The sequence below is a fragment of the Streptomyces sp. NPDC003027 genome, from assembly GCF_053591435.1.
Genome location: NZ_JBSFTU010000033.1, coordinates 51,748 through 75,207, shown reverse-complemented (window position 1 = coordinate 75,207; position 23,460 = coordinate 51,748). Strand labels below are relative to the sequence as shown.

General features: G+C 71.5%; 22 protein-coding genes. 13 read left to right on the top strand and 9 right to left on the bottom strand.

Annotation, left to right across the window (positions count from 1 at the left end; genetic code table 11):
* Positions 1 to 70 precede the first annotated feature (70 nt).
* The gene (locus ACWDX6_RS22495) at positions 71 to 538 is read right to left on the bottom strand and encodes a M23 family metallopeptidase (RefSeq protein WP_451486672.1); all 468 of its coding nucleotides are present in this window, start codon (positions 536 to 538) and stop codon (positions 71 to 73) included.
* A 253-nt stretch (positions 539 to 791) separates the two neighbouring features.
* Here ACWDX6_RS22495 and rpsB point away from each other — a divergent pair, with 253 nt between their 5' ends.
* The 5 genes from rpsB to ACWDX6_RS22470 all read left to right on the top strand — a co-directional run bounded on the left by rpsB (position 792) and on the right by ACWDX6_RS22470 (position 5,343).
* The gene (gene rpsB, locus ACWDX6_RS22490; RefSeq protein WP_215066481.1) at positions 792 to 1,709 is read left to right on the top strand and encodes a 30S ribosomal protein S2; all 918 of its coding nucleotides are present in this window, start codon (positions 792 to 794) and stop codon (positions 1,707 to 1,709) included.
* 123 nt (positions 1,710 to 1,832) lie between these two features.
* On the top strand, positions 1,833 to 2,678 hold the full coding sequence (tsf, locus tag ACWDX6_RS22485; protein ID WP_403294551.1) for a translation elongation factor Ts: 846 nt from the start codon (positions 1,833 to 1,835) through the stop codon (positions 2,676 to 2,678).
* A gap of 157 nt (positions 2,679 to 2,835) precedes the next feature.
* The gene (pyrH, locus tag ACWDX6_RS22480) at positions 2,836 to 3,600 is read left to right on the top strand and encodes a UMP kinase (protein WP_403294550.1); all 765 of its coding nucleotides are present in this window, start codon (positions 2,836 to 2,838) and stop codon (positions 3,598 to 3,600) included.
* A gap of 100 nt (positions 3,601 to 3,700) precedes the next feature.
* On the top strand, positions 3,701 to 4,258 hold the full coding sequence (gene frr, locus ACWDX6_RS22475) for a ribosome recycling factor (protein ID WP_361759870.1): 558 nt from the start codon (positions 3,701 to 3,703) through the stop codon (positions 4,256 to 4,258).
* A complete protein-coding gene (locus tag ACWDX6_RS22470; RefSeq protein ID WP_451486671.1) occupies positions 4,258 to 5,343 on the top strand; it encodes a phosphatidate cytidylyltransferase in 1,086 nt (361 codons plus the stop codon). Before frr ends, ACWDX6_RS22470 begins: the two co-directional genes overlap by 1 nt.
* A gap of 81 nt (positions 5,344 to 5,424) precedes the next feature.
* On the opposite strand, the gene ACWDX6_RS22465 is transcribed toward ACWDX6_RS22470, so the two are convergent.
* Both ACWDX6_RS22465 and ACWDX6_RS22460 read right to left on the bottom strand, forming a co-directional pair.
* Complete coding sequence (locus ACWDX6_RS22465) at positions 5,425 to 6,993, bottom strand: phytoene desaturase family protein (protein ID WP_451486670.1); 1,569 nt, start codon at positions 6,991 to 6,993, stop codon at positions 5,425 to 5,427.
* Between the two features lie 3 nt (positions 6,994 to 6,996).
* A complete protein-coding gene (locus ACWDX6_RS22460; protein WP_451486669.1) occupies positions 6,997 to 7,494 on the bottom strand; it encodes an SRPBCC family protein in 498 nt (165 codons plus the stop codon).
* 87 nt (positions 7,495 to 7,581) lie between these two features.
* Here ACWDX6_RS22460 and ACWDX6_RS22455 point away from each other — a divergent pair, with 87 nt between their 5' ends.
* The 5 genes from ACWDX6_RS22455 to ACWDX6_RS22435 all read left to right on the top strand — a co-directional run bounded on the left by ACWDX6_RS22455 (position 7,582) and on the right by ACWDX6_RS22435 (position 13,742).
* Positions 7,582 to 8,463 carry an SDR family oxidoreductase gene (locus ACWDX6_RS22455; RefSeq protein WP_451486668.1) on the top strand — a complete coding sequence of 294 codons (882 nt, stop codon included), beginning with the start codon at positions 7,582 to 7,584 and terminating at the stop codon, positions 8,461 to 8,463.
* 204 nt (positions 8,464 to 8,667) lie between these two features.
* Positions 8,668 to 9,774: a 23S rRNA (adenine(2503)-C(2))-methyltransferase RlmN gene (rlmN, locus tag ACWDX6_RS22450; RefSeq protein ID WP_451486667.1), complete on the top strand. Its 1,107-nt coding sequence runs from the start codon at positions 8,668 to 8,670 to the stop codon at positions 9,772 to 9,774.
* Positions 9,775 to 9,982: 208 nt separating this feature from the next.
* The gene (locus ACWDX6_RS22445) at positions 9,983 to 11,062 is read left to right on the top strand and encodes a thiamine ABC transporter substrate-binding protein (RefSeq protein WP_451486666.1); all 1,080 of its coding nucleotides are present in this window, start codon (positions 9,983 to 9,985) and stop codon (positions 11,060 to 11,062) included.
* Between the two features lie 38 nt (positions 11,063 to 11,100).
* Positions 11,101 to 12,714: an ABC transporter permease gene (locus ACWDX6_RS22440; protein ID WP_451486673.1), complete on the top strand. Its 1,614-nt coding sequence runs from the start codon at positions 11,101 to 11,103 to the stop codon at positions 12,712 to 12,714.
* The gene (locus tag ACWDX6_RS22435; protein WP_451486665.1) at positions 12,714 to 13,742 is read left to right on the top strand and encodes an ABC transporter ATP-binding protein; all 1,029 of its coding nucleotides are present in this window, start codon (positions 12,714 to 12,716) and stop codon (positions 13,740 to 13,742) included. Before ACWDX6_RS22440 ends, ACWDX6_RS22435 begins: the two co-directional genes overlap by 1 nt.
* A gap of 113 nt (positions 13,743 to 13,855) precedes the next feature.
* On the opposite strand, the gene ACWDX6_RS22430 is transcribed toward ACWDX6_RS22435, so the two are convergent.
* Positions 13,856 to 14,779, bottom strand: a complete 924-nt coding sequence (locus ACWDX6_RS22430; protein WP_451486664.1) for a hypothetical protein — start codon at positions 14,777 to 14,779, stop codon at positions 13,856 to 13,858.
* A gap of 128 nt (positions 14,780 to 14,907) precedes the next feature.
* Between ACWDX6_RS22430 and ACWDX6_RS22425 the strand changes: the two genes are divergently transcribed.
* Positions 14,908 to 16,014, top strand: coding sequence for a hypothetical protein (locus ACWDX6_RS22425; RefSeq protein ID WP_451486663.1), 1,107 nt, complete (start codon positions 14,908 to 14,910; stop codon positions 16,012 to 16,014).
* Positions 16,015 to 16,020: 6 nt separating this feature from the next.
* Here ACWDX6_RS22425 and ACWDX6_RS22420 read toward each other — a convergent pair whose 3' ends face one another.
* The 5 genes from ACWDX6_RS22420 to ACWDX6_RS22400 form a co-directional block, all read right to left on the bottom strand.
* Entirely contained in the window at positions 16,021 to 17,127 is a 1,107-nt protein-coding gene (locus tag ACWDX6_RS22420) for an LOG family protein (protein WP_451486662.1), read from the bottom strand.
* Between the two features lie 101 nt (positions 17,128 to 17,228).
* Complete coding sequence (locus tag ACWDX6_RS22415; protein WP_451486661.1) at positions 17,229 to 18,368, bottom strand: hypothetical protein; 1,140 nt, start codon at positions 18,366 to 18,368, stop codon at positions 17,229 to 17,231.
* Positions 18,350 to 19,078 carry an ABC transporter ATP-binding protein gene (locus tag ACWDX6_RS22410; protein WP_451486660.1) on the bottom strand — a complete coding sequence of 243 codons (729 nt, stop codon included), beginning with the start codon at positions 19,076 to 19,078 and terminating at the stop codon, positions 18,350 to 18,352. Before ACWDX6_RS22410 ends, ACWDX6_RS22415 begins: the two co-directional genes overlap by 19 nt.
* Positions 19,079 to 19,313: 235 nt before the next feature.
* Positions 19,314 to 20,693 (bottom strand): aspartate aminotransferase family protein, encoded by a 1,380-nt coding sequence (locus ACWDX6_RS22405; protein WP_451486659.1) that lies wholly within the window; start codon positions 20,691 to 20,693, stop codon positions 19,314 to 19,316.
* Entirely contained in the window at positions 20,678 to 21,184 is a 507-nt protein-coding gene (locus ACWDX6_RS22400) for an Lrp/AsnC family transcriptional regulator (protein WP_158990999.1), read from the bottom strand. The genes ACWDX6_RS22405 and ACWDX6_RS22400 overlap by 16 nt, the downstream gene beginning before the upstream one ends.
* A 177-nt stretch (positions 21,185 to 21,361) precedes the next feature.
* Between ACWDX6_RS22400 and ACWDX6_RS22395 the strand changes: the two genes are divergently transcribed.
* The gene (locus tag ACWDX6_RS22395) at positions 21,362 to 22,798 is read left to right on the top strand and encodes a gamma-aminobutyraldehyde dehydrogenase (RefSeq protein ID WP_403294533.1); all 1,437 of its coding nucleotides are present in this window, start codon (positions 21,362 to 21,364) and stop codon (positions 22,796 to 22,798) included.
* 123 nt (positions 22,799 to 22,921) lie between these two features.
* The gene (locus ACWDX6_RS22390) at positions 22,922 to 23,446 is read left to right on the top strand and encodes a hypothetical protein (protein WP_451486658.1); all 525 of its coding nucleotides are present in this window, start codon (positions 22,922 to 22,924) and stop codon (positions 23,444 to 23,446) included.
* Positions 23,447 to 23,460 lie beyond the last annotated feature (14 nt).

The window sequence follows — 23,460 nt, the reverse complement described above, 5'->3', positions numbered from 1 at the left end:
ATCCTGCGGGTCTCGCGCCAGCGGGTGCCGACCCCGAAGGCACCCTCGGTGAGCTTCCGGGCCGCGGGTTCTACGGCACCCCTGTCACCGGCAGCAGGCGGGACGGGCCCGTCCGGAGCAGGAGCAGGGGGTTGAGGTAGGTGTCGCCGCGGAGCAGGCCCCAGTGGAGGCAGGACTCCGGGCAGTGGGGAGTGTCGGCGTCCGGGGCGGCGACGGTGGCCACCGGCTGGCCGCGGGTGACGGTGGTGCCCGCCGCCACCAGGGGTGTCACGGGGCTGTAGGTGGTGCGCAGGGGCGGGCTGTCGGTGCCCGGCAGGGTCACGGTCAGGACTCCGCGGCCGCCGACGGGGCCGGCGAAGGTGACCGTGCCGGAGGCCGTCGCGTGGACGGGGGTGCCCGGTGGGGCCGCGAGGTCGAGGCCGCGGTGGCCGGGGGCGTACGGGCCGGCGGGTGGGTCCCAGCCGCGGAGGATCTCCGGGGGCGGTGGCCCCACGGGCCACACCAGGGTGAGGGTGAGCAGCAGTGTCGTCAGGTGCATGGACGCCACGATCCCGGGGCCGTCCGGTTCGTGGGGATCATGGACGGTATCTGTGGACGACGGGCCGGTTGTGGACAGCGCCGTCACCCGGTGCCCCCCGGGTCCCGTACACTTCCTATGGCGATCCGGGTCACCGGGTCGACTTCGCACGCCCCGCCACCACCCTCACAGGTCGTGGAGCGCCTTTCGGTCCCTTGCGGCACGGCGCGCCGGGGTGTCAGGACATAACCGAGAAACCCAAGGAGATACGGCCATGGCCGTCGTCACGATGCGGGAGCTGCTGGAGAGCGGCGTCCACTTCGGTCACCAGACCCGTCGCTGGAACCCGAAGATGAAGCGCTTCATCTTCACCGAGCGCAACGGCATCTACATCATCGACCTGCTCCAGTCGCTGTCGTACATCGACCGCGCCTACGAGTTCGTCAAGGAGACCGTCGCGCACGGCGGCTCCATCATGTTCGTCGGTACGAAGAAGCAGGCCCAGGAGGCCATCGCCGAGCAGGCGACGCGTGTCGGCATGCCGTACGTCAACCAGCGTTGGCTCGGTGGCATGCTCACCAACTTCTCCACCGTCTACAAGCGTCTGCAGCGCCTCAAGGAGCTCGAGCAGATCGACTTCGAGGACGTCGCCGCCTCGGGTCTCACCAAGAAGGAGCTCCTGGTCCTCTCCCGCGAGAAGGCCAAGCTGGAGAAGACCCTCGGTGGTATCCGCGAGATGCAGAAGGTGCCGAGCGCCGTCTGGATCGTCGACACCAAGAAGGAGCACATCGCCGTCGGTGAGGCGCGCAAGCTCCACATCCCGGTCGTCGCGATCCTCGACACCAACTGCGACCCCGACGAGGTCGACTACAAGATCCCGGGCAACGACGACGCGATCCGCTCCGTCACCCTGCTCACCCGCGTGATCGCCGACGCCGTCGCCGAGGGCCTCATCGCCCGTTCCGGCGCCGCGACCGGCGACTCGAAGCCGGGCGAGAAGGCCGCGGGCGAGCCGCTCGCCGAGTGGGAGCGCGACCTGCTCGAGGGCGAGAAGAAGGCCGACGAGACCGTCGAGGCCGAGAAGCCGGCCGAGGCCGCCGCTGAGGCGCCCGCCGCCGAGACCGAGGCGCCCGCCGCCGAGGCCCCGGCCGCTGAGGCCGAGGCTCCGGCCGCCGAGGCCGAGCAGGCCTGATCCACGGCCCGGCCTTCACCTGCCGGGCTGGTTCGGATGGTTCGGATGACGACGGCGGGGGCCCACGAAGCCCCCGCCGTCCACCCGTAGATCTTTCAGACTTCGAGAGAGAAACTCAGACTCATGGCGAACTACACCGCCGCTGACGTCAAGAAGCTCCGTGAGCTCACCGGCGCCGGCATGATGGACTGCAAGAAGGCGCTCGACGAGGCCGACGGCAACGTCGACAAGGCCGTCGAGGCCCTGCGCATCAAGGGCCAGAAGGGCGTCGCCAAGCGCGAGGGCCGCTCCGCCGAGAACGGCGCCGTCGTCTCCCTCATCGCCGACGACAACACCTCCGGTGTCCTCGTCGAGCTGAAGTGCGAGACGGACTTCGTCGCCAAGGGTGACAAGTTCCAGGCCGTCGCCAACAAGCTCGCCGAGCACGTCGCCGCCACCTCCCCGGCCGACCTGGAGGCGCTGCTCGCCTCCGAGATCGAGCCCGGCAAGACCGTGCAGGCGTTCGTCGACGAGGCCAACGCCAACCTCGGCGAGAAGATCGTCCTCGACCGCTTCGCGCAGTACGCCGACGGCTACGTCACGGCCTACATGCACCGCACCATGCCCGACCTGCCCCCGCAGATCGGTGTCCTGGTCGAGTTCGACAAGGCCACCGACGACATCGCGGCCATCGCCAAGGGTGTCGCGCAGCACATCGCCGCCTTCGCGCCGAAGTACCTCACCCGTGAGGACGTTCCGGCCGAGGTCGTCGAGACCGAGCGTCGCGTCGCCGAGGAGACCACCCGCGCCGAGGGCAAGCCCGAGGCCGCGCTCCCGAAGATCGTCGAGGGTCGCGTCAACGGCTTCTTCAAGGACGCCACGCTGCTCGGCCAGCCGTACGCGCTCGACAACAAGAAGTCCGTCCAGCAGATCCTGGACGAGGCCGGCGTCACCCTGAAGCGCTTCACGCGCATCAAGGTCGGCATCTGAGTCCGTACGCAACGGACACCGGACCCCGGTAGGGTCTGAAGCAGTTGTCCGCGTTCGCGTAGGACGACCGCAGATCTGACGAGGAGGCCATTGCCGTAGGGGAAACCGCAAGGACCCAAGGCAATGGCCTTCTTCGTATGTGCACGAGGAGATCTCCATGAATCAGGGCGCCGCACAGGGCGACGACAACCACGGCAAAAAGGCCGGCCGCTTCATGCTGAAGCTGTCCGGTGAGGCATTCGCCGGCGGCGGCGGGCTCGGCGTCGACCCCGACGTCGTGCACAAGATCGCACGCGAGATCGCCGCGGTCGTTCGCGACGGCGCGGAGATCGCGATCGTGATCGGCGGCGGGAACTTCTTCCGCGGCGCGGAGCTGCAGGTGCGCGGCATGGACCGGGCGCGCTCCGACTACATGGGCATGCTCGGCACGGTCATGAACTGCCTCGCCCTCCAGGACTTCCTGGAGAAGGAGGGCATCGACTCCCGCGTCCAGACCGCCATCACCATGGGTCAGGTCGCGGAGCCGTACATCCCGCTGCGCGCCGTGCGCCACCTGGAGAAGGGCCGCGTCGTCATCTTCGGCGCCGGTATGGGCATGCCCTACTTCTCCACCGACACCACGGCCGCCCAGCGCGCCCTGGAGATCGACGCCGAAGCCCTGCTCATGGGCAAGAACGGCGTGGACGGGGTCTACGACTCCGACCCGAAGGCCAACCCCGACGCGGTCAAGTTCGACGCACTGGAGTACGGCGAGGTGCTCTCCCGCGACCTCAAGGTCGCGGACGCCACCGCCATCACCCTGTGCCGGGACAACAACCTCCCGATCCTCGTCTTCGAACTGCTCGCCGAGGGCAATATCGCGCGCGCGGTGAAGGGTGAGAAGATCGGCACTCTCGTGAGCGACCAGGGCACCCGGGCCTGAGCCTCGGCTCGAACCGGGTACCGCCCCGCGAGGGGATGGACAGAGCCCTGCCGGTCGTACACCGTGCAGGACAAGACGCGACGACACGCAGGAGCAACTGGTGATCGAAGAGACCCTCCTCGAGGCCGAGGAGAAGATGGAGAAGGCCGTCGTGGTCGCCAAGGAGGACTTCGCCGCGATCCGCACCGGCCGTGCGCACCCGGCGATGTTCAACAAGATCGTGGCGGACTACTACGGCGCCATCACGCCCATCAACCAGCTGGCGTCCTTCTCGGTGCCCGAGCCGCGTATGGCCGTGGTGACCCCGTTCGACAAGAGCGCGCTGCGCAACATCGAGCAGGCGATCCGCGACTCCGACCTCGGCGTCAACCCGAGCAACGACGGCAACATCATCCGTGTGGTGTTCCCCGAGCTCACCGAGGAGCGCCGCCGCGAGTACATCAAGGTCGCCAAGAGCAAGGCCGAGGACTCGAAGATCTCCATCCGCTCCGTCCGCCGCAAGGCGAAGGAGACCATCGACAAGCTGGTCAAGGACGGCGAGGTCGGTGAGGACGAGGGCCGCCGCGGCGAGAAGGAGCTCGACGACACCACCGCGAAGTACGTCACGCAGGTGGACGAGCTGCTCAAGCACAAGGAAGCCGAGCTGCTCGAGGTCTGATGAACGACTCTTCCTGGGGGGCCCCGGCCGGTTCCGGCTACCGGGAGCCCCACCAGGGGCCTGCCCCGGCGGGTCCCGCATACGATGGGCGGCAGGCGGCGCAGACTCGGCCCATGCCCATCGTGCCCGACGTCCCCGCCGGCGACCACCAGGACGACCACGATCGGGGGGCCGCTCAGCGGAGCGGTCCCCCGTTCGGTGCCGAGACGCCGAACGAGCACCCGCAGGAGCCCATGTCCAGCCCGCCCCAGCCCGCCACCCCGAAGAAGAAGACCGCGGGGCGGGACCTGGGCGCGGCCATAGGAGTCGGGCTCGGGCTCGGCGCCGTCATCATCGCGTCGCTGTTCATCTGGAAGGCCGCGTTCGTCGGCGTCATAGCGGTCGCCGTGGTGGTCGGTCTGTGGGAGCTCACCTCCCGCCTCCAGGAACGCAAGGGCATCAAGGCGCCGCTGGTTCCGCTCGCGCTCGGCGGCGCGGCGATGGTCGTCGCCGGCTATGTGCGGGGCGCGGAAGGTGCCTGGGTCGCCATGGCGCTGACCGCTCTGGCGGTGCTGGTCTGGCGTATGACCGAGCCGCCCGAGGGCTATCTGAAGGACGTCACGGCGGGCGTCTTCGCCGCGTTCTACGTACCGTTCCTGGCGACGTTCGTGGCGCTGATGCTCACCGCCGACGACGGACCGCAGCGAGTGCTGATGTTCCTGGTGCTGACCGTGGTCAGCGACACCGGCGCGTACGCGATCGGCTGGCGCTTCGGGAAGCACAAGCTGGCACCGCGCATCAGCCCCGGAAAGACCCGTGAGGGACTGCTCGGGGCGGTGGCCTTCGCGATGGGGGCCGGCGCGCTGTGCATGCAGTTCCTCATCGAGGACGGCACGTGGTGGCAGGGGCTCGTCCTCGGCCTGGCGGTGGCGGCGAGCGCGACGCTCGGTGACCTCGGCGAGTCGATGATCAAGCGGGACCTGGGCATCAAGGACATGGGCACCCTGCTGCCGGGGCACGGCGGCATCATGGACCGGCTGGACTCGCTGCTTCCGACGGCTCCGGTGGTCTGGCTGCTGCTCGTGATCTTCGTCGGTACGACCTGACCCGCGCCTCCGCATACGTACGACGAAGGGCCCGCCGTCCCACGGCGGGCCCTTTCGCCGTCGTCATCGCCGTCATCGCCGTCATCGTCGGCGGAGCAGGCGGCCGCGCAGCGCGGCCCGCGCCGCGTTGGCGCCCGGTGCGCCGTGGACCCCGCCGCCCGGGTGGGCCGAGGCGGAGGCCAGATAGAGGCCCTTGACCGGCGTCTCCGGGCGCCCGGTGCCCGGCGTGGGGCGGAAGACGAGCTGCTGGTGGAGCGAGGCCGTACCGCCGTTGATGGCACCGCGGCGCAGATTGGCGTCCATCGACTCCAGCGTCGGCGGGGCCAGGACGCGCCGCGACCGGATCCGGTCACGGAATCCGGGGGCGTACCGCTCCACCTGCGCCTCCACGCGGTACGCCATCGCCTCCCGCTCCCGGGTGTTCCAGGCTCCGGTGATCCCGTCGGGTCCGGCGTCGCCCCGGATGTGCTGCGGCAGGTGCGTGTACGCCCACGCCGACTCGGTCCCGGCCGGTGACCGCCCCGGATCCGCCGTGGTCATCTGGCCGAAGAGCGCGAACGGCTCGTCGGGGACGAGCCCCATGGAGATCTGGGCGGCGAACCTGGTCAGTCCGTCCACCCCGTCGGCCAGGTGCACGGTTCCGGCCGTCGCCGCCGCGGGCGCCGTCCACGGCACGGGCGAGTCGAGCGCCCAGTCGACCTTGAAGGTGGCGAAGTCCCACTGGAAGCGCCGGATGTCGCGCAGCAGACGGTCCGGCAGATGCGCCGGGTCGACCAGCCGCCCGAAGAGGGCGGGCGCCGACACATCGGCGAGCACGGCCCGCCGCGCGGGCACCTCCTCACCGGCCGCCGTACGGGCCGCCACCGCCCTGCCCTCCCGTACGACGACCGACACCACCCGCTCCCCGCACCGCACCGCACCGCCGAGCGCCGACAGGCGGCGGACCAGGGCGGCGGTCAGCGCCCCGGCACCGCCCACCGGCACCGGGAAGCCGTGGCTCTGGCCGAGCATCGACATCAGCCACCCGAACCCTCCGCTGCCCGCGGCCTCCGGGGCCAGATCGGCGTGCAGCGCGTTGCCCGCCAGGAGCAGCCGTCCCCCCTCCCCGCGGAACTCCTCCTCGCCCAGCCGGCGCACCGGCAGCGACAGGTTCCTGGCCAGCCGCAGCGCGGCCGGCGGGCTCATCCGGGTCGCGAGACGCAGCGTGGCCAGAACGGGCGGGAACGGGGTGAACAGGGCGTGTCTGATGTCCGCGCCCAGCCGGTCCCACACCGCGTACATGCCCCGCCAGGCGTCGCCGTCGCCGTCGGCGAACGCCTCCAGACCCGCCGCCGTGTCCTCCACGTCCCGCGCGAGCACCGCGCAGCTGCCGTCGCGCAGCGGATGCGCGAGCACCCGCGGGGCGTGGCTCCAGCGCAGGCCGTGGCGGGCCAGGTCGAGGCGGGCCAGCACGGGGGAGGCGGCGGCCAGCGGATAGAAGGCGCTGAACAGATCGTGGACGTAGTCGGGGTGGACGCCCCGGTCGCTGCGGACCGCGCCGCCCGGCTCGGGCTGTTCCTCCAGGACCTCCACGCTCCACCCGGCGTCCGCGAGGAGATTGGCGGCGACGAGACCGTTGGGGCCGGCCCCGATCACCACGGCATCGGGCACCGGTCACACCGCCCGCGGCGGGGCGGCCGCCGTGTCACCCGCCCGTTCACCGGAGGCAGGGCCGTCTCCCGGCTCGTTCTCGACGGTTCTGGCCAGCCGGGAGAGCATGTCCCGGTGGCGCAGCTGGATCAGCGCGTCCGACAGTGTGTTGTGCCAGCGTCCGCCCAGTCCGCGCAGGGGATGCTCGTCGCAGATGACCAGGCACTCCTCGCCCCACGGGCGGAGTTCGAGCGCGACCCGGGCGGTTCCGATGCCCTGGGCGACGGCCTCCAGCTCCAGGACGGTCCCGGGCTCGCAGCGGCGCACGATGGTCTCGCCGCTGCCCGACCACGGTCCGACCCGGACCGTGTACCGCAGCCGGGAGCCCACCCGGGGCCAGTCGCCGTCCAGGGGATCCGACTCCGAGGTGCCCACCACCCACTCGTTGTAGCGAGACGGGTCCGCGAGGACCGCCCAGACGGTCTCCGGGCTCCGGCGGATCAACTGGTGTCGTACGGCCATGGGGTCCTCCCGGGTGAGAAGTCGGTCGTCGAGCGAGCGGGTTCCCGCTCCCGCGCGGAACATCCCCCACCTGCCTACCGTGGACCCATGAGCCGGGGTTCACCACTGCGGGGCCGTACGGCGGTCGTGACGGGCGCGGCGCGCGGAGTGGGGGAGCGGGTGGCCGTGGCCCTCGCCCGGCGCGGGGCGCGCGTCGCCCTCCTCGGTCACGAGGAGGCGGAACTGGCCCGGGTGGCGGCCCGCTGCCGCGAGGCGGGCGGCACCGCCCACCACTGGCGGGCCGATGTGACCGACGAGCGGCGGATGACCGCCGTGGCGGAGGAGGTCGAGCGGCGGCTGGGGCCCGCGTCGGTCGTTGTCGCCAACGCGGGGATCGCCGCCGGCGGCCCGTTCGACCGGATCGCCCCCGACACCTGGCGGCGGATCGTCGAGGTCAACCTCATCGGCAGCGCCGTCACGGCGCGCGTCTTCCTGCCCGCCCTGTCGGCGACCCACGGCTACTACCTGCAGGTCTCGTCGCTCGCGGCGATCGCGCCGTCGCCGATGATGTCGGCGTACGCCGCGTCGAAGGCCGGCGCGGAGGCGTTCACCCGCGCCCTGGGGGCGGAGGTCGCGCACCGCGGCGTGGCGGTGGGCGTGGCCCGGCTGACCTGGCACGACACCGGCATGATCCGGGCGGCCGACGACCACCGTGTGATGCGCGAGCTGCGGCACCGGCTGCCGTGGCCCGCCTCCCATGTCCACCGCGTCGACCGGGTCGGCGAGCGGCTGGCCAGGGGCATCGAGCGCCGCAGCGCCGTCGTGAGCCTGCCGCCCTGGCTGCGCCTCGTGCCGGCGGCCGGCCCGCTGCTGCCCGCGTTCGTCACCCTCCGCGCCCGGCGCGCCCTGTCCCACCTCGACGAGGACGACCTCGCCCCCACCGACCTCCTCGGCCCCGGCGGCAGCGCGGACCGGACCCGACCGCGGTAGGGCCGGGGGGAGAGGCCCCGGAACCGGCCCGTACGGCGTTCGCGCCCCGCCCGCGGTAGGGCCGGGGGGAGGGGCGCCCCGAACCGGCCCGTACGGCGTTCGCGCCCCGCCCGGCCCGTGCGGCGTACCCACTCCGCCGCCGCGATCACCCGCCCGTTTCCGTGCCCCGGGCCACCGGCGCGCGTCTGCGACACTGGTAGGACCATGCCCAAGCCCGGAGAACTCACTTTCGTCGCGCCCCGCGGAGCCAAGAAGCCGCCGCGGCACCTCGCCGACCTCACGCCCGCCGAGCGCAAGGAAGCCGTCGCCGCGATCGGCGAGAAGCCGTTCCGCGCCAAGCAGCTGTCCACGCACTACTTCGCGCGGTACGCCCATGACCCCGCCGAGTGGACCGACATCCCCGCCGGCTCCCGCGAGAAGCTGCAGGGCGAGCTGCTGCCCGACCTGATGTCCGTCGTCCGGCACATCTCGTGCGACGACGACACCACCCGCAAGACCCTGTGGCGGCTGCACGACGGCACCCTCGTCGAGTCCGTCCTCATGCGGTACCCCGACCGGGTCACCATGTGCATCTCCTCGCAGGCCGGCTGCGGGATGAACTGCCCCTTCTGCGCCACCGGGCAGGCCGGGCTCGACCGGAACCTGTCGACCGCCGAGATCGTGCACCAGATCGTCGACGGGATGCGGGCGCTGCGCGACGGCGAGATGCCCGGAGGGCCGGCGCGGCTCAGCAACATCGTCTTCATGGGCATGGGTGAGCCGCTCGCCAACTACAAGCGCGTCGTCGGGGCGATCCGGCGGCTGACCGACCCCGAGCCCGACGGGCTGGGGCTCTCGCAGCGCGGGATCACCGTCTCCACCGTCGGCCTCGTGCCCGCGATGCTGCGCTTCGCCGACGAGGGCTTCAAGTGCCGGCTCGCCGTCTCGCTGCACGCGCCCGACGACGAGCTGCGCGACACCCTCGTGCCGGTCAACACCCGCTGGAAGGTCCGCGAGGTCCTCGACGCCGCCTGGGAGTACGCGGAGAAGTCCGGCCGCCGGATCTCCATCGAGTACGCCCTCATCCGGGACATCAACGACCAGGCCTGGCGAGGCGACCTGCTCGGACGGCTCCTCAGGGGCAAGCGCGTGCACGTCAACCTCATCCCGCTGAACCCGACCCCCGGGTCCAAGTGGACCGCCTCCCGTCCCGAGGACGAGAAGGCGTTCGTCGAGGCCATCGCCGCCCACGGCGTGCCGGTGACCGTACGCGACACCCGCGGTCAGGAGATCGACGGCGCCTGTGGACAGCTCGCCGCCACCGAACGCTGACCTTGTAGTCTGAGCTCGAACACATCTCCATATTCCGACAGGGGAGCGCCACAGCGCTGAGAGTGCGGTCGAAGGACCGCAGACCCTCTGAACCTCGCCCAGGTCATTCTGGGTAGGAAGTTCGGTCGTTACTCGAGCTGTTGCGCCCTGCCCACCCTCGGGTGGGCAGGGCCGCGTCTCTTCCTGGTCATACCCAGGAGGAATCTCAGTGAGCACCAAGAAGATCGCCGCGGGCGCGCTCGTCGCCGCGCTGGGCGTCACCACGCTCGCCGCGTGCGGCGGCTCCGGCGACCAGGGCGACAGCCGTGCGCCCAAGACCGTGACCCTCGTGAGTCACGACTCCTTCAACGCCTCCAAGGAGGTGCTGGCCGAGTTCACGCGGAAGACCGGTTTGACGGTCAAGGTCCTCAAGAGCGGCGACGCCGGTGAGGCCGTCAACAAGGAGATCCTGACCAAGGGCTCCCCGCAGGGCGACGTCTTCTTCGGCGTCGACAACACCCTCCTGTCCCGCGCGCTCGACAACGGCATCTTCGTCCCGTACGAGGCGAAGGGCCTCGACCGGGTCCCCGCCGGGCTCCGGATCGACAAGGAGCACCGCGTCACCCCGGTCGACACCGGCGACATCTGCGTCAACTACGACAAGAAGTACTTCGCCGACAAGAAGCTCGCGCCCCCGCAGACCTTCGACGACCTGGCCGAGCCCGCGTACAAGGACCTGCTCGTCGTCGAGAACCCCGAGCGCTCCTCCCCGGGCCTCGGCTTCCTCCTCGGCACCGCCGCCCGGTACGGCGACGGGGGCTGGCCGGACTACTGGAAGAAGCTCAAGGCCAACGGCGTGAAGACCGTCGACAGCTGGGAGCTCGCCTACAACCAGGAGTTCTCCGGCTCCGCGGGCGGCAAGAAGGCCAAGGGCGACCGTCCGCTGGTCGTGTCGTACGCCTCCAGCCCGCCGGTCGAGGTGCTCTACTCCGAGCCGCAGCCGAAGACCGCCCCCACCGGCGTCTCCACGGGCACCTGCTTCCGGCAGACCGAGTTCGCCGGACTGCTCGACGGGGCGAAGAACCCCGAGGGCGGCAAGCTGCTGATCGACTTCCTGATCTCCAAGGAGTTCCAGGAGGACATGCCGCTTCAGATGTTCGTCAACCCCGTCACCAGCGACGCGACGCTCCCCGAGCTCTTCACCAAGCACGGCGTGGTGATCGACGAGCCGCACACCATGGCGCCCGAGAAGATCGCCGAGAAGCGTGACCAGTGGATCCGGTCGTGGTCCTCGCTCGTGCTGAAGTGACCGAGGCGTCCCGGGGAAGCGCGACGCGGCTCGGCCTCATGGCCGTGCCCGTCGCCTTCTTCGGCCTCTTCTTCGCCTGGCCCGTCGCCTCGATCGTCGAGCGCGGGCTCAGGGCGGACGGGGCATGGCGGTTCGGCCGGATCGGCGAGACGCTGACCCGGCCGGAGATCCTCGACGTCCTCTGGTTCACGCTCTGGCAGGCGCTCGCCTCCACCGCGCTGACCCTGCTGATCGCGCTGCCCGGCGCGTACGTCTTCGCCCGCCTCGACTTCCCCGGCAAGGCGCTGCTGCGCGCCGTCGTCACCGTCCCCTTCGTCCTGCCCACCGTCATGGTCGGCACGGCGTTCCTGGCGCTCGTCGGCCGCGGCGGGCTCCTCGACGAACTGTGGGGCGTCCGCCTGGACACCACCGTGTGGGCGATCCTCCTCGCCCACGTCTTCTTCAACTACGCCGTCGTCGTCCGGACCGTCGGCGGCCTGTGGGCCCAGCTCGACCCCCGCCAGGAGGAGGCCGCCCGGGTCCTCGGCGCGTCCCGGTGGACCGCCTGGCGGACCGTGACCCTCCCCGCGCTCGCCCCGGCGGTCGCCGCGGCCGCGCTGATGGTGTTCCTCTTCACCGCCGGCTCCTTCGCCGTCGTCCAGATCCTCGGCGGGCCGGCGTACTCCACCCTGGAGACGGAGATCTACCGCCAGACGGTCGACCGCTTCGACCTCACCACGGCCGCCGTCCTCACGATGACGCAGTTCGCCGCGGTCGGCGCGATCCTCGCCGTGCACGCCTGGACGGTACGCGGACGGGAGACGGCCCTGCGGCTCGTCCCGGCCGAGCGGACCGCCCACCGGCCGAAGGGCGCCGGCCAGTGGACGCTCTTCGGAGGCGTGCTGCTGTCGGTCGCCCTCCTGATCGTCCTGCCGCTGGGCGTACTCGTCGAGCGGTCCTTCGACACCCCGCGCGGGTACGGGCTCGACTACTACCGGGCACTGCGGTCCGTGGACGCCTCCGGCACCTTCCTCGTACCGATGGCCGAGACCATCGTGAACTCGCTCCAGTACGCCCTGGTCGCCACCGCGATCGCCGTCGCCGTCGGCGGGCTCGCCGCGGCGGCCCTGACCCGGCGGGCGGGGCGGTTCGTACGCGGCTTCGACGCGCTCCTCATGCTGCCGCTCGGAGTCTCCGCCGTCACCGTCGGCTTCGGGTTCCTGATCACCCTGGACGAGCCGCCGCTCGACCTGCGGGCCAGCTGGATCCTCGTACCGCTCGCCCAGGCGCTGGTCGGCGTCCCCTTCGTCGTACGGACGATGCTGCCCGTGCTGCGGGCGGTGGACGAACGGCTGCGGGAGGCGGCGGCCGTCCTCGGCGCCTCACCGCTGCGGGCCTGGCGCGAGGTCGACCTGCCGCTCGTGCGCAGGGCGCTGCTCATCGCGGCCGGGTTCGCCTTCGCCGTCTCGCTCGGCGAGTTCGGCGCGACCGTCTTCATCGCCCGGCCCGACAACCCGACGCTGCCGGTCGCCGTGGCGCGGCTGCTCGCCCGGCCCGGCGAACTCAACTACGGCCAGGCCATGGCCCTATCGACGATTCTGATGGTGGTGTGCGCGGTGGCTCTGCTGCTCCTCGAACGACTGCGCACCGACCGGACCTCCGGGGAGTTCTGATGCTGACGCTCAAGGACGCGACCGTACGGTTCGGGGAGCGGGCCGTGCTCGACTCGGTGGACCTGGAGGTCGCCGAGCACGAGATCGTCTGTGTGCTCGGGCCGAGCGGCAGCGGCAAGTCCACGCTGCTGCGGGCCGTCGCCGGTCTGCAGACGCTGGACGGCGGCCGGGTGCTGCTCGCCGGCGCCGACCAGACGGGCGTGCCGGTGCACCGGCGCGGTGTCGGCCTGATGTTCCAGGACCATCAGCTCTTCCCGCAGCGGGACGTGGCCGGAAACGTCGCCTTCGGGCTGCGGATGCACGGGCTCGGCAGGGCCGAACAGGCCGCACGGGCGGGGGAGTTGCTCGACCTCGTCGGGCTGCCCGGGGCCGGGCGGCGGGCCGTCGCCTCGCTCTCGGGCGGTGAGCAGCAACGCGTCGCGCTGGCCAGGGCGCTCGCCCCGCGGCCCCGGCTGCTGATGCTCGACGAGCCGCTCGGTCAGCTCGACCGGGGGCTGCGGGAACGGCTCGTCGTCGAACTGCGGCATCTCTTCGGGCAGTTGGGTACGACGGTGCTGGCCGTCACCCACGACCAGGGCGAGGCGTTCGCGCTCGCCGACCGGGTCGTGGTGATGCGGGACGGCCGGATCGCCCAGACCGGGACACCGCTGGAGGTCTGGCAGCGACCCGCCTCGGAGTTCGTGGCCCGCTTCCTCGGCTTCGACAACGTCGTGGCCGCGACGGTGAGCGGCGGCGCCGCCGACACGGTCTGGGGCAAGATCCCCGTCCCGGACGGGACGGCCGAGGGCGCGGCGAAGATCCTGGTCCGCGCGGCCGGAGTACGCCTCGGAGCGCCGGCGGACGGCCTGCCCTGCACGGTCGACGCCCGCACCTTCCGCGGCAGCCACGTCGCCGTCCTCCTCCGCCCGGCCGACGGCCCGGTCCTGGAGGCCGAGTGCACTCTCCAGGCCGCGCCGGAGGAGGGCGCGACGGTGGGGGTGACGTTCGCCGCCGACGAGGTCGTGGTGCTGGCGGGCGAGCGCGGCTGACCCGGGAGCCGGCACGGTCCGCCGCCCCATGTCGAAGGCGGGACCGGCGGACGCGTACGGGTCGGGTCGGGGGAGAGGTACGGGACAGGGTCAGGGGACGCGTACGGGACGGGTCAGGGGACGCGTACGGGCTCCGGTGCGGGCTCCCGTGGAGGCGCCGCCGAGGCCGGATCGCCCTCCGGCGCGCCGAACCAGGCCACCGCCACCGCGCCCGCGACCGCGAGGACGAAGCCGGTCACCGCGAGCCAGGCGAAACCGGGACGTGAGGCGTCCCCCAGCCACCACACGCCGATCATCCCAGGAAGCACGGTCTCACCGACCACCAGCGCAGCCGTCGCCCCGTTCACCGAGCCGATCTGGAGCGCGACCGTGTGCAGATACATACCGCCGATCCCGGCCACGAGGATCGCGTACAGCGCCGGGTCCGCGAGCAGCGCGCCCAGGTCGAACGGGTCCACGCCGTTCAGCACCCGGACCCCGACGCCGAGCGCGCCGAAGCCCAGACCGGACAGCAGGCCCGCCAGGATCGCCGCGCTCGCCCCCAGGAACCGCACCACGACCGTCCCGCCCACCATCAGCAGCACCGAGACGGCCAGCAGCCACCAGTGCGTGGCGATCGGGGTGTGCCCGCTGCCCTCCGGGCCGGCCGCGCTCGCCAGCAGTACCAGGGCCGAGCAGACCACGCCGATCGAGGTCCACTCCGCGCGGGTCAGCCGGATGCCGAGCAGCTTGACGCTCAGGACGGCCGTGATGACGAGGTTGGCGCTGATCACCGTCTGGGAGAGGAACAGCGGAAGCAGCCGGGCGGCGAGCGCCCCCAGCCCGAAGCCGACGAAGTCCAGGATCGTGCCGACGACGAACTCCCAGGTCATCGCCGCCTTCGCGGTGGATTGCAGGCTCGGCCCGCCGCGCCCGGTGACCTGCCCGGCCGCCGCCGCCTCCCGGCGGGCGGACTTGCGGGAGCCGACGGCCTGGAGCACCGAGCCCGTGCCGTAGCAGATCGAGGCGGCGACGGCGGTCAGCAGTCCTATGAGCACGTGGGGGGCTCCGTTCGCGTACAGGAAAAGGTTGTTCTCGGTTCGTTCCGGCTGTCAGACGTGGGATCGGACGCCGAAGTTGCCTGGCGCGACCACCGGCGTTGATCAACTGGCCTACGCTGCTGCGCGTGAGCGGAATAGACGTGGGCAACGGAGTGGTCGGCGCCATCCTGGGGGTCGTGTTCGCCACCCTGTTCCAGCAGTGGACGCAGGACGTGTGGTTCAGGATCAGACGCCGGTCGGCGGGGGTGGTCCGCAGCCTCACCTTCCGGGAGCGGCAGGGGCGGGCCTGGTCGACGTTCTCCCTGGGCCCCCTGCACACCTCCGCCCTGATCGTCGAGGGCGACGGGGACCGTGCCATCGCCCCCGAGTCGATCCACGTCCAGGTCCTCGACGGGGAGATCGCCCTGCCGGAGGAGATGGCGGGCTGGCGCGACGAGATCGAGGCGGAGGAGGCCCGGGCGAGCGCCGCCGGTGAGCGAGCACCGGTGTGGAACGGCCCGCGCTACGCCGTGGAGAGCCTGGAGGTCTCCCGTACCGCCCTCGACGAGCGGTCCGAGGTCCATCTGAGGCTGCGGCCCACCGACTACTACACCTTCCTCGCGGCCCAGCAGCTCGACCGCCGGCTGCCGGACGGCTCCACCCCCCGGTCCCGCTACCTCGACCCCGAGGAGCCGCTCACCGCCCCGGCCTTCCTGCAGTGCAGCTTCGGTGTCAACATCGCCGTGGTCACCTCCGACCACCTGCTCGTCGTGAGCCGCCGCAGCGACCGGGTGCGCATGGCACCGGGCGTGTGGAACTCGTCCGTCAACGAGGGGCTCTCCCGGCACATCGACTCGGCCGGCCGCAACGCCCCCGACCTGTACGCCGTCGCCCGGCGCGGTATGCGGGAGGAGATGTCACTGGAGCCGCACGAGTACACGCTCTCCCTCCTCGCCTTCGTCCTCGACGTCGACAAGCGCCACTGGAGCGCCCACTTCTACGCCAGACTCGGCGACATGACGGGTGATCAGCTCCAGTCCCGGTTGAGCAGGGGCGTTGCCGACCGGTGGGAGCACCAGAGCATCGAGTACGTCCCCTTCCGCTCCGCCGACGTGGCCCGCTATCTGCTGCGGCCCGACCGGATCCACCGCTGGGCGCCGGTGGCCCCGGCGCTGTTCCACCTCGCGCTCGTGCATGTGCACGGCCGCGCCTCGGTGGAACGGGCCGAGGCGCAGGCCGTCCGCAGGCTGTAGCGGCTGCTAGCGGGCGTCCGCCAGGCGGCGCAGCGCGTCCGGGGCCTCGTCGATCGAGTCCACCAGGGCGATGCGCGCCGCCATCGGACGGCCCGACGCCAGGGCGCGCAGCAACGGCCAGGCCGGCAGCCGCTCCGTCCAGTGGGCCCGGTCGACCAGGACCATCGGGGTGGGCTCGCCCCGGGACTCGTAGTAGTTCGGCGTGGAGTTGTCGAAGATCTCCTGCACCGTCCCGGCCGCCCCCGGAAGAAACACCACCCCGCCGTCGCAGCGGGCCAGCAGTCCGTCCTCGCGGGTGGCGTTGGCGAAGTACTTGGCGATCTGCCCGGCGAACGGGTTGGGCGGCTCGTGGCCGTAGAACCAGGTCGGAATGCCGACCGAGTCGCCGCCGCCGGGCCAGCGGACCCGCACCTCGAACGCGGCGCGCGCCCACTCGGTGACGGACGGCGCGAACGACGGCGCTTTCGCGAGGAGTTCGAGCGCCTCGTCGAGGACGGCGTCGGCGAGCGGGGCGGTGTACGCGCCCAGGTTCGCGGCCTCCATCGCGCCCGGGCCGCCGCCGGTCGCCACGGTCAGGCCGGTGCGGGCCAGCGACCGCCCGAGGCGGGCGGCACCGGCGTACGCGTCGGTGCCCCGGGCCATGGCGTGGCCGCCCATGACACCGACGACCCGGCTGCCGGCGAGCAGTTCGTCGAGCGCGTCGGAGATCGCGTCGTCGTGGATGGCGCGGAGCATCGACGCGAAGATGTCGCCGTCGTCCTTCGTGCGCTGGAACCAGGCGTACGCGAGGGCGTCGGGGGTCGCCTCGTACCCCTCCTCCCGCACCCCGGCGAAGAGCTCCTCGGGGGAGTAGAGCAGGGCGCGGTACGGGTCGAACGGAAGGTCCGGTACGGGAGGGAAGACCAGGGCCCCGTCGGCACGGACCTTGGCCGCGGCCTCGGGCTGCATCTCGCAGCCGAGGAAGACGGCGCCGGTGGTCGCGACGGACAGCAGCGCGAAGGTGTGGTCGGTCAGATCGAGCGACTGGATCCGGTGGCCGACGAGAGAGCCGCGGGCGACGGCCGCGGCGAATTCCCGGTGGTGGTGGATCTCGCGGTCGTGAGGGCGGGCCATGCGCCCACGATAGGCCCCGGGCGGACGGCGACGCCCGCAGAGGCTCCGGCCTCAGCCACCGTCCCGGCGCCCCGGCCCCGGCCCGGTAAGGGCGCGCCCCCTTACCGGAGCGGGACCGCCGCCAGTGATGCCACCAGCCAGGTCACGGGGAGGAACACCGCCAGCAGGGCGCCCGCGCGCAGGAGGGCCGCCGTGCGCAGGACCGTGGGTGGGGCGCCGAGGCGCAGCAGGGCCTCGGTCGTGTGCGCCCGGGACTGCTTGGACTCCAGGGCCGTCGTCAGCAGCGTCGCCGTCGTGCAGGCCGTCACCAGCGCCGCGCCGAGGCCGGTCAGCAGTCCGAAGCCGGCCGTCCCCGTGTCGTACAGCGTCGCCGCCGCGAGGCCGCCGGAGGCCACCGCGCACACCACGCCGAGCGGGCGTCCGATCCGGCGGGACTCGTCCATCAGGACCCGGCCGGCGAGCAGCCGGGTCGCGCCCGGGCGGGCGGCCTGGAGGAGGCGGCCGCACCAGTGGGTGATGCCGGGGCCCGCCATCGCCAGGCCCAGCGCGGTGAGGATCCAGCCGGCCAGGACGCCCGCCGGGCTGCCCTCGAAGCCGCCCGGCAGCGGGAGCGCCCCGCCCCCGTCGCCCTGTCCCGCGTACGTCTCCACCGCGAGGCCGACCGCGAGCAGCGCCACGCCCCACGGCAGCCCGGACGGCGCCGCTCTCTCGGCGCCCTCCGGCGTGACCCGCTTCCTCGGCCGCAGGGCGAGCGCGGCCGCCGTCGAGGCGACCACCGGCAGGATCGCGAGCAGGGTGAGCGCCGCGGCCAGCGGGATCGGCCGGTCGGCGGCGAGCAGCTCGGCGGCCGCCCCGTCGAACGGCAGCCCGGTGATGTCCCCGCGCAGATGCAGGAAGAGCAGGAGCGCGACCATCGAGCCGAGCGTGCAGGACACCGCCGTGGAGGCGGCGGCGATGGCCGTCAGCCGGGCGGGGCCGAGACCGACCGCCGAGAGCCCCGGCCGCGGCCGCGTGCTGGGATCCGTACGCGCCACCGCCACCGCGAACTGCGCGGTGGCCGCCAGCGGGATGAAGCACCACAGCAGGCGCAGCGTCGAGGCGGCCGAGTCGTCGGGGTGGCCGACGGCGTACCCCAGCGTGCACAGCAGCAGGAACCCGACCCCCGCGGACGCCGCGGAGACGAGGAGCCGTCGCAGCAGGACGAGGGGGTGGGTTCCGCGGACTAGACGGAGAGCGAGCACGCGGTGACGCCCTCCGCCCCGGTCGTCGGTGCCACGGTGCTCACCCGGCGCCCGTCGAGCAGGGCGACCGTGCGGTCGGCGAGGGCGGCGACCTCGGTGTCGTGGGTGGCGAGCAGCACCGTGATGCGGTGCGAGCGGGCCGCGGCCGTCAGGGTGCGCAGCACCTGCGACCCGTCGGCGCTGTGCAGGGAGGCGGTCGGTTCGTCGGCGAACAGCACCGACGGGGTGGTGACGAGGGCGCGGGCGATGGCGATCCGCTGGCGCTGCGACTGGGTCAGGGCGTGCGGCCGCTTGCGCCCGCACATGCCGATGTCGAGCCGCTCCAGCCACTCCAGGGCGGAGGTCCTGGCCACCCGGTGGGAGACCCCGCGCAGCAGCAGCGGCAGTGCGGCGTTCTCCCAGGCGGTCAGCTCGGGGACGAGCCCGGGCTCGGGGTCGATCCAGCTGAAACGATCCCGCCGGAGCCGTTCGCGCTGGGCCTGACCCATGGTGTGCACAGGGGTGCTGTTGAACCAGACCTCGCCCTGCTGGGCGACCGCCTGCCCCGACAGGCAGTGCATGAGGGCCGTCTTGCCGCTGCCGCGCGGGCCGACGAGGGCGAGGATCTCTCCCTCGCGCACGCCCAGGGAGACGCCGCTGAGCACGGTCGTGTCGCCGAGGGAGTAGTGCAGGGAACGCGCCCAGAGCACGTCGTTGTCCGGTGGGGCCATCGCGTACACCTCGAAGTCGATCGAAGTCGGATCTGATCTCTGGTCCCCCGTGTTCCCCCGTACGGGGGAACGAAAGGACGGGCCTTTGGGTCACTGGGCACCGTAAGGATTCAGATCCGCTTGTACGGACAGCACGCGGCCCGGGCCGCCGCCATCCACTCGGATGGCGGCATGCCCGGGCCGGGGTCACGCCGTGAGGGCGGCGTGAGGTCGTACCGGTGTCAGCCGGACGGGATCAGAGCTTGGTCCACGCCTCGGTGAGCACCGAGCGCAGGATGCCTTCGATCTCGTCGAAGGTGCCCTGGTCGGCGATCAGCGGCGGGGCCAGCTGGATGACCGGGTCGCCGCGGTCGTCGGCACGGCAGTACAGGCCGTTGTCGAAGAGCGCCTTGGAGAGGTAGCCGTAGAGCACGCGCTCGGTCTCCTCGTCCGTGAAGGACTCCTTGGTGACCTTGTCCTTGACGAGCTCGATGCCGTAGAAGAAGCCGTTGCCGCGGACGTCGCCGACGATCGGCAGGTCGTGCAGCTTCTTCAGGGTGTCGAAGAAGTTGCCCTCCTGGTCCAGCACGTGCTGGTTCAGGCCTTCCTTGTCGAAGATGTCGAGGTTGGCGATCGCGACCGCCGACGACACCGGGTGGCCACCGAAGGTGTAGCCGTGCAGGAAGGTGTTGTCGCCCTTGTAGAACGGCTCCGCGAGGCGGTCCGAGATGATGCAGGCGCCGATCGGGGAGTAGCCCGAGGTCATGCCCTTGGCGCAGGTGATCATGTCCGGGACGTAGTCGAACTTGTCACAGGCGAACATCGTGCCGAGGCGGCCGAAGGCGCAGATCGTCTCGTCGGAGACGAGGAGCACGTCGTACTGGTCGCAGATCTCGCGGACGCGCTGGAAGTACCCGGGCGGCGGCGGGAAGCAGCCGCCGGCGTTCTGCACCGGCTCCAGGAAGACGGCCGCGACGGTCTCGGGGCCCTCGAAGAGGATCTGCTGCTCGATCTGGTCGGCGGCCCAGCGGCCGAAGGCCTCGGGGTCGTCGCCGTGGATCGGGGCGCGGTAGATGTTGGTGTTCGGCACCTTGTGCGCGCCGGGGACCAGCGGCTCGAAGGGGGCCTTGAGGGCGGGCAGGCCGGTGATCGACAGGGCGCCCTGCGGGGTGCCGTGGTAGGCGACCGCGCGGGAGATGACCTTGTACTTGGTGTGCTTGCCCTGGAGCTTGAAGTACTGCTTGGCGAGCTTCCAGGCGGTCTCGACCGCCTCGCCGCCACCGGTGGTGAAGAAGACCTTGTTCAGGTCGCCCGGGGCGTAGTGCGCAAGCCGCTCGGCGAGCTCGACGGCCTTGGGGTGCGCGTACGACCACACGGGGAAGAACGCGAGCTCCTGGGCCTGCTTGTACGCGACCTCGGCCAGCTCCTGGCGGCCGTGGCCGGCGTTGACCACGAAGAGACCCGCGAGACCGTCGAGGTAGCGCTTGCCCTTGTCGTCGAAGATGTAGGTGCCCTCACCACGCACGATGGTGGGGACAGGCGAGTTCTCGTACGACGACATGCGGGTGAAGTGCATCCACAGGTGGTCGTAGGCGGTCTTGGAGAGGTCCTTGCTCACGGCTATCGGGTTCCCCACATATAGGTCTGCTTCTTGAGCTTGAGGTAGACGAAGCTCTCGGTGGAGCGCACGCCGGGGAGGGTGCGGATGCGCTTGTTGATCACATCCAGCAGGTGGTCGTCGTCCTCGCAGACGATCTCCACCATCAGGTCGAACGAGCCCGCGGTCATCACCACGTACTCGCATTCGGCCATGGCAGTCAGCGCGTCGGCGACCGGATCGAGGTCACCCTCGACGTTGATGCCGACCATCGCCTGCCGCCGGAATCCCACGGTGAGCGGGTCGGTGACGGCGACGATCTGCATGACGCCCTGGTCGAGCAGCTTCTGGACGCGCTGCCGTACGGCCGCTTCCGACAGGCCGACGGCCTTGCCGATGGAGGCGTACGGACGGCGACCGTCCTGCTGGAGCTGCTCGATGATCGCCAGCGAGACGGCATCGATCGTCGGGGACGAACCGGTTCCGGTTCTGGAGTTCGTGCTTTGACTGGCCACAACCTCACTGTGCACCGAGACTCGTCTGTCTGGCAAGCCCGAAGCGATGTAATTCGTTGTTTCGGCTTCGCGATCACACTGAATCCGAAGTTGTGAGGCGTCGGGCCTGTCGAAAGCGTCCGCCGAGCGACTACTGTGGGGGTGTCTCATCCATCGGGACAGACGAACTCTGAACGACAGGAGGGGTGGCAAGTGACCACCGAGCTGCGCCGGCTGCGTAACTACATCAACGGGGAGTTCCGGGACGCCGCCGACGGGCGGACCATCGAGGTGGTCAACCCGGCCACGGGCGAGGTCTTCGCCACGTCTCCGCTCTCCGGGCAGGCCGACGTCGACGCCGCGATGTCGGCCGCCGCGGCCGCGTTCCCGGCCTGGCGCGACACCACGCCCGCCGAGCGTCAGAAGGTCCTGCTGAAGATCGCGGACGCCTTCGAGGAGCGCGCCGAGGACCTGATCGCCGCCGAGGTCGAGAACACCGGTAAGCCGGTCGCTCTCACCGCGAGCGAGGAGATCCCGCCCATGGTGGACCAGATCCGCTTCTTCGCGGGTGCCGCGCGGATGCTGGAGGGCAAGTCCGCCGGCGAGTACATGGAGGGCCTGACCTCCATCATCCGCCGCGAGCCGGTGGGTGTCTGCGCCCAGGTCGCGCCGTGGAACTACCCGATGATGATGGCCGTGTGGAAGTTCGCCCCGGCCCTCGCCGCCGGCAACACGGTCGTCCTCAAGCCCTCGGACACGACCCCCGCGTCGACCGTCCTGATGGCCGAGATCATCGGCTCCATCGTCCCCAAGGGCGTCTTCAACGTGATCTGCGGCGACCGTGAGACGGGCCGCGCGATGGTCGAGCACCCGATCCCGGCGATGGCCTCCATCACCGGTTCGGTACGCGCCGGCATGCAGGTCGCCGAGTCGGCGGCCAAGGACGTCAAGCGTGTCCACCTGGAGCTGGGCGGCAAGGCGCCGGTCGTCGTCTTCGAGGACACCGACATCGACAAGGCCGTCGAGGACATCTCGGTGGCGGGCTTCTTCAACGCCGGCCAGGACTGCACGGCCGCCACCCGCGTCCTCGTGCACGAGTCGATCCACGACGAGTTCGTCGCCGCGCTCGCCAAGGCCGCGACCGACACCAAGACCGGTCAGCCGGACGACGAGGACGTGCTGTACGGCCCGCTGAACAACGCCAACCAGCTGAAGCAGGTCTCCGGCTTCATCGACCGCCTGCCGGCCCACGCCAAGGTCGAGGCGGGCGGCCACCGCGTCGGCGAGAAGGGCTACTTCTACGCCCCGACCGTCGTCTCCGGCCTCAAGCAGGACGACGAGATCATCCAGAACGAGGTCTTCGGCCCGGTCATCACGGTGCAGTCGTTCCGTGACGAGGAGCAGGCCCTGGAGTACGCCAACGGCGTCGAGTTCGCGCTCGCCTCCTCGGTCTGGACGAAGGACCACGCGCGGGCGATGCGCATGTCCAAGGCGCTGGACTTCGGCTGCGTGTGGATCAACACCCACATCCCGCTGGTGGCGGAGATGCCGCACGGCGGCTACAAGAAGTCCGGTTACGGCAAGGACCTCTCGGCGTACGGCTTCGAGGACTACACGCGCATCAAGCACGTGATGACGTCCCTGGGCTGATCACCACGGTGAGACGCGACGGGCGGCCGGGATTCCTCCCCGGCCGCCCGTCCGGCTTTTCCGGGGTGGCCCCAGCGGCACCCCTCTTTTTGAACGCGTTCAGACGGGGCGTACGCTGCCGTCATGAGCGACACGAACGGGCCGAGAGCCCTTCTCAAGCGCATCCGCGTCTGGCTGGCCGTCTTCATCGTCTGCCTGGTCCTCAGCGGGGCGACCGCCTTCCCGCTCGTCACCGAACTCCGCCTCGCCGACGAGGCGCTGACCTCCTGGGCCGGGCCGGTCGCCGACGCCTTCCCCGGACTCCTGGAGTGGATACAGCGGGTGCGGGTGGGGGTGGACACCGCCGACGCCCAGTACCCGTTCCTCCTCTACGGCACCGACTGGCTCGCCTTCGCCCACCTGGTCATCGCCGTCGCCTTCTACGGGCCCTACCGCGACCCGGTCCGCAACATCTGGGTCATCGAGTTCGGCATGATCGCCTGCGTCGGCATCATCCCGCTCGCCCTGATCTGCGGGCCGATCCGGGACATCCCCTTCTGGTGGTCCGTCATCGACATGTCGTTCGGCGTCCTCGGGATCGTCCCGCTGCTCGTCGTACGGCGGATGATCAAGCGCCTGGAGGCGCTCCAGGCCGCCGGAGCGCCGTAGGGCCTCTCGTGTGG